This window comes from Staphylococcus croceilyticus, assembly GCF_002902575.1.
GTDB classification, from domain to species: domain Bacteria; phylum Bacillota; class Bacilli; order Staphylococcales; family Staphylococcaceae; genus Staphylococcus; species Staphylococcus croceilyticus.
This window is the reverse complement of sequence record NZ_PPRD01000078.1, coordinates 1-6264: the sequence shown is the minus strand read 5'-3', so window position 1 is coordinate 6264 and position 6264 is coordinate 1. Positions and strand designations below refer to the sequence as shown.

4 protein-coding genes are annotated in these 6264 nt (G+C 33.8%); 1 reads left to right on the top strand and 3 read right to left on the bottom strand.

Annotated elements, in window-relative coordinates; translation table 11 throughout:
• Positions 1-150: 150 nt before the first annotated feature.
• Complete coding sequence (locus CD128_RS09480) at positions 151-1494, bottom strand: carboxylesterase family protein (RefSeq protein WP_103329683.1); 1344 nt, start codon at positions 1492-1494, stop codon at positions 151-153.
• 105 nt (positions 1495-1599) lie between these two features.
• Complete coding sequence (locus CD128_RS09475; RefSeq protein WP_103329682.1) at positions 1600-3255, bottom strand: APC family permease; 1656 nt, start codon at positions 3253-3255, stop codon at positions 1600-1602.
• A 189-nt stretch (positions 3256-3444) separates the two neighbouring features.
• Here CD128_RS09475 and CD128_RS09470 point away from each other — a divergent pair, with 189 nt between their 5' ends.
• A complete protein-coding gene (locus CD128_RS09470; RefSeq protein WP_103329681.1) occupies positions 3445-4044 on the top strand; it encodes a YdeI/OmpD-associated family protein in 600 nt (199 codons plus the stop codon).
• Between the two features lie 876 nt (positions 4045-4920).
• Here CD128_RS09470 and CD128_RS09465 read toward each other — a convergent pair.
• Complete coding sequence (locus tag CD128_RS09465) at positions 4921-5964, bottom strand: 2,3-butanediol dehydrogenase (RefSeq protein ID WP_103329680.1); 1044 nt, start codon at positions 5962-5964, stop codon at positions 4921-4923.
• Between the last annotated feature and the right edge of the window lie 300 nt (positions 5965-6264).

Here is a 6264-nt window from a genome sequence, read left to right as displayed (position 1 = left end):
ACTAAAAAAGTCTGATTTCCTCTTTGTCGCTTAATCTAATTATAATTAAATAATTTTTTTATTTATCAACCGATGTTTGCGTAGAACCTAAAAATATACATTATGCAAAGAATTAAAATTAAAGGCGTATCGCAACGTTTGCGGTACGCCTTATTTGTATATATGTAGATTTTTATTGTTTGAATGATAAGGTTGCCATGGCATTGTATCTGCCTTCGCAAAAGTGATTAAATCACTTATCATTTGTTGGCTTAATTTAGTTTCTGAAGTTAAGTTTTTAATGCCGTGTGCTCTTAAGATGTTCATTTTTCCAAACCAAAAGACAAGATCTAGAATGTGATAGGCACTGTTAAATTCAAAAGAGGTTGGTAAGTGCCAATCGAACCGTAAAAACCAACGCTGTGCATTATTCAAGGTATCTAATAATTGAAGGGCAGGCGTTTTAAAATACAAGTCGGTGACAAGTTGCGCTTGTTGTTTGCCAGTTTGTGCATTTGCTTCCTTCACATTAATATCATTTAAAGCCATGACCTCTACAAAGCGTGAAGCTTCTAATTTACGAAACTCGTTGCGAATATAACAATCTCCTTCATCATTAGTCACACCTACGACGACAGGTTTCGTGAACTGTGACAGTGGACGCGCCATACAGTCGTCTTCGATAGGGGTATAAATTAATTCCAAGCCTTTAGATTTACCTCGCGAAGCCTCATCTAATGCTTGTAATTTCAATATGTCTGAAACTGTTAGATCTTCTAGCCTTTTATTTGGAACATGAATATCCATCAATTTATGAAAATGTTGCGCTTTTAAGTAGCCAGTGTCTTCTTTATCAAGTCTTAATGTACCACTGAGTAACATCACTTTATGATATAGCGTATCTAATTCAGGTATTTGCATTAATGCCATAATACTCATACTGCCGGCAGATTGACCCATTAATGTGACATTCTGAGGGTTGCCTCCAAAGCTTTCAATATAATGATGAACCCATTTTAATGCATTAATTTGATCTGATAAACCATTATTTTTATTAAACGATGCGTCAAAATAAGACCAGTCTAAAAAGCCTAAAGCGCCTAACCGATAGTTAAATGTGACTACAATTACATCATGTCGTTGGACAATAGATTCTGGTGTATATAACTCTGCAGAACCATGCCCATTTACAAACCCACCTCCATAAAAATAGATAATGACAGGTTTGTTAGTATTATCATTATTTTGCATCCAGATATTTAAATATAAACAATCCTCACTTTGTGGGAAAGTTACATTTTCAGAAGAAAAGAAAGTTTCTAATTTATTATAAGGTTGAGGAGGAATAGACCTGAAATAAGTAGCTACAATATCATCCCAAGACGTATATAACTCGGAGTGTTTAAAGCGGCGATGATGTGTAGGTGGATAGGCATAGGGGATGCCTCGAAATTTAATGATGCCATCTTCACTTATTCCATGTATCTTCCCGCTAGTCGTAGCAACTGTCACCATATTGAAACACCTTCCTCTCACTTCATTCAATTTAACTATAGCATTAAAAACAGGCATAAAAAATACCAAGCGCGAAGTCACTTTCACACTTGGTATTGATTAAATTTATTTCTCTGCTTTGTCTTGAGCAGTTTCTTGCTTTGCTTCTTTAAGTGTATCTTTTTTCATTTGCTTATTGATCTTCTTAGCGCGTTTGAAATAAATACTTTCGAAATAGCTTGTAGTACCGATTTTATAGAAGATTAATGCTAATACAATAATCACAATAAAATCATAAGGGTAGTGAATTAAGTTGATACCTTTAAATTCTTTACTACCGACAAACGACATAGTAGCTAAGAGGATTAAGTAAATAATAATCCATAAACTACCACCAATTTGTTTTTTAGTGTTTTTCCAATTCATTTTATATTCATAGAAGAAATAAATCGGTAAACCTAAAATAATAATGAAAATAACTTCAGCAGTTGTTGGCCACATCGCCCAGTAAATCGCTAATGAAGCGAGAACAAATGATAAAGGTGCCATAACTTTTAATAACGTACCACGGAATGGACGATGTAATTTAGGACCCATCTTACGTAGGGCAATTACTGTTGTTGGACCAGTTAAGTAAGCCACTAATGTAGCTGTTGAGATAACCGCCGCAAGTACACCCCAGTCACGGAATAACGTAACCATGATCATACTGATAATGGCATTGAATGCAATAGCAACACGTGGAATGTTGTAAGTTTTATTAATTTTACCTAAGAATTTAGGAATATGACCATTTTGTTCCATCGCATTTAAGACACGACCTGTAATCGCTACGAATGACACACCTGTACCAAATGGTGAAACTACCGCTTCAATATATAAAAGAATCGCTAACCAGTTGATACCTAATAAAATCGCCATATCTGCGAATGGTGAGTTAAAGTTAATACCATGCCAACCATGTGCATGAATCATTGATTGTGGCATAGAAGTGATAAATGTACTTTGTAAAACAACGTATAATGCGGCACTTAATGTTAATGAAATAGCGATACCGCGTGCAATATTCTTCTCAGGATTTTTAATTTCAGATCCCATATTAATAATTGTTTGGAATGCATTAAATGAGAAAATAATACCTGAAGTAGTTGTAGCCGCAAAGATTGGGGCACTACCATAAGGCATAAATTGACCCATAGATGAACCATAGTTACTAGTGTCGAAACCAGAAAGCATTAACATAATGATTGTTAATAAAGGCACACCTAATTTAAAGACTGAAATTAAACTTGTAAATGACGTTAATAATTTTACTGACCAATAGTTCAGTAATGAAAAGATAATGATGATAATATATACGGCAAATAAGCCAATCGTACTAATCGTTCCATTATGCATCAACGCACCAGTAGGTTTTGCCCAATCCCATGGCCAAGAGCTAATGTACTGAACTGCAGATACTGCTTCAATTGGGATAATCGTTACGAGTGAGACCCAGTTAGCCCATGCAGCAATAAATCCTAATAAAGATCCATGTGTATATTGCGCATAATTACTCATACCACCAGATTGTGGGAACATAGTTCCAATCTCAATGTAGTTGTAAGAAATTGTTCCAATGACAATAAATCCAATAATCCACGAAATAACCGCGGCTGGACCAGCTATAGAGGACGCTTCCCATGCACCAAAGAGCCAACCAGAACCAATTAAACTACCTAGTCCAAGTAGTACTAATTGAGTCAGACTGATTTTATTACTATTATTATTGTTCTGTCCCATAAATACTCCTTTTTAAATTGTTTTATTATTCATATAAAATGACACTTTTTAATTATACGCTTATCGTTTAATTAGTCAATTTACGATTTAGTAAATTTACAAAATATTGTGTTATCGATAGTTAATTTTAAACTTAAATAATATAATAACTGTATTGCTTTCAAATTAATGAGTTAGAAGGTGTTTGAGATGACGCATAAACAAGCTAATGATAAAGTTTTAGCTTTTTTGGAAAAGGATAGTCAATGGAAGGAAGCCTATCAATATCTTAGAAATTTAATATTTGAAGAAACTGAATTAGAAGAGACCTATAAATGGATGCATCCGTGTTATACATTAAACGACGCAAATGTGGTATTAATCCATGGCTTTAAACATTATGTTGCGCTTCTCTTTCACAAAGGTGCCATATTAGAAGATCAGTATCATACGTTAGTTCAACAAACAGAGAAGGTTCAAGCAGCAAGACAATTAAGATTTAAAACATTAGATGAAATTAAAGAACGTCGTGATGAGATTCTTTATTATGTGAATGAAGCGATTAAAGTAGAAAAAGCTGGCAAGAAAGTGGAAATGAAGAAGACGGAAGATTATGAGATACCTGAAGAATTACAAAGCAAGCTTGATGAAGAGCCAGAGTTTAAAGAAGCGTTTTATAATTTAACGCCTGGACGACAACATCAATATATTTATCATATTTCACAAGCAAAACGCAGTCAGACAAGACAAAGCAGAGTGGAGAAATATTATAATTATATTTTAGAAGGCAAAGGCATGTATGATAAATAAAATGTAGTTCTAAGATAGAATTTCACTCACTTAAGTTGAGATGCTTGCCTAGGGGCTGGGTTAAGTCACGGTCTTGTAAAGCAGTTCTTAGGTAGATATTCACTTGTTTAAGTTGTTGCGCTTTCCAGGGGTGCCGTCTCAGCCTGTAGTCTTCGACTAGCACTGCTCCCCTAGGAGTCTTCACAACTACACTTCGTAATCTACCTTAGAACTACTTACGTAAACGTAGAAACTCCTAGTCAATAATACTTAAATACTTAGTTAATTGTACTAGGCTAATCATTATTGTTTTTTAAAATACTTATTCATCTTATTATTTGTATTAAGATAAATATTGAAGTTTAAATTCAACTTACTTAATATATAAATTATTTGATTAATGTAGAAAAGTACATTATCTTTTAAATTTAGTTAAATGGATAATTACTATAAATACTTAGTATTGTAATGAGTATCTAATGAGGATAATAATTTTATGAAACTAAGTAATAAAGTAGTTGTGAAAAGTGTTCTAAAATAGATTACAAAGTGTAGTTGTGGCGATTCCTATGTTAATTATTAATGAACATAAGCGCTCTGTACTTATGTAAGAAATTCTAAGGATGACCTACGAATGACGTTGTGTGACGCCTGAGGGAGCAGGATGAGTGTCGAGACCAAGGCTCGACCCAGCCCCCTAGGCAAGCATCACAACAGAATGAGTAAATGTTCATCTAAGAATTTCTTTACAACTAAAGTGAAATGAAAATCCATTTAAAAACTACATTAGAAATACAAACTAACAATACGAAGTATTGAATATACATAATGAGCCCCTCCATAATGTGAGATTATGGAGGGGCTTTTAGGGAATGATATTATTATTTAATCAATAGATTAGCCGTTTAATTTAACTAGGATTTTAGCTTGTGATTTATCATTTACTAATTGTTCGAAACCAGATTCAACGATGTTTTCTAATTCGATTTCATCTGTTACTACGCTCTTAACATCTAAGCTTCCGTTCGCAATTAAATCGATTGTTTGTTGGAATGTAGTAGGTGAGTAAGCGATAGTTGAAGCTAAATGCACACCAGAGTTAGTTAATAACATTGGGTCAAACTTAACTTCATGCGCAAAGATTGAAACGATAACTACTGTACCTCTAGGACGTGTTACTTTAACTGATTGTGCTAATGTTACACCTACACCAGCCACTTCGAAAGTAACGTCTACACCATTTTCAGTGTGTTCATTAATGTATTCAACAGGTTCTACATCACCAGAATTAATAACGTGAGTAGCACCAACTTCTTTAGCTTTAGCTAAACGTTCTTCTGATAAGTCGAAAACGAAAATTTTACTTGCGCCAGCAGCTTTAGCTGCAACGACAGTTAATAAACCGATTGGTCCAGCACCAAAGACTGCTACAGTGTCACCAAATAATAAATTACCTTCTTTAACAGCTTGAACTGCTACTGCTGTTGGTTCAACTAATGCACCTTCTTTAGCAGATACATTTTCAGGTAAAGCATAAACATTCTCTTCAGGAGCGTTAGTAAATTCTGCGAAACCACCATCTGAACCTAATCCGATGAATGAGTAACCATCATATAAATCTACGCTTTCGTCTTTTTCACGTTTAGAAACAGTAGGGTTAACGACAACGCGATCGCCTTTTTTATACTTAGTTACATCTTTACCAACTTCTTCAACTACACCAGCAAATTCGTGACCTAAAGTAACAGGTGCTTTTTGACCTAAGAATGGGTCAGGTTTATCTGTAGAGATAAAGACAGGTCCTTCTAAATATTCGTGTAAGTCAGTACCACAAATTCCAGCCCAAGATACTTTAACTTTCACTTCATTATCTTTTAATTGTTTAGGTTCGCGATCTTCAACACGAACATCTTTTTGACCATACCATACTGCTGCTTTCATAAAGTAAAACTTCCCTTCGTTAAATACTTATTACCTCTTTAGATTAATACTAACTTTGTCGGAATTCAATTCTTCCTAGTAAAATATCTCTATTGATTTAGAAGATTTTGACAATTCTATGAACTTTGTTGCTGACAATACTATTTCTTATTATTTAATTTCTTTTGCTTTAAAAGTATTATTGTAGCTTTCTTAATTGTTATATTGCTTTAACGTTTAAATGCATAAAAATTGAATTGTGAAACTTTTTTAATAGTTTCAAATATATAACGTTTCAAAAAATTATATAGGGTATATAGT

What these genes read in the sequence shown, in the direction of transcription:
- CD128_RS09480 (WP_103329683.1), bottom strand. Translation starts at nt 1,494, where the DNA reads ATGGTGACAGTTGCTACGACTAGCGGGAAGATACATGGAATAAGTGAA.
- CD128_RS09475 (WP_103329682.1), bottom strand. Translation starts at nt 3,255, where the DNA reads ATGGGACAGAACAATAATAATAGTAATAAAATCAGTCTGACTCAATTA.
- CD128_RS09470 (WP_103329681.1), top strand. Translation starts at nt 3,445, where the DNA reads ATGACGCATAAACAAGCTAATGATAAAGTTTTAGCTTTTTTGGAAAAG.
- CD128_RS09465 (WP_103329680.1), bottom strand. Translation starts at nt 5,964, where the DNA reads ATGAAAGCAGCAGTATGGTATGGTCAAAAAGATGTTCGTGTTGAAGAT.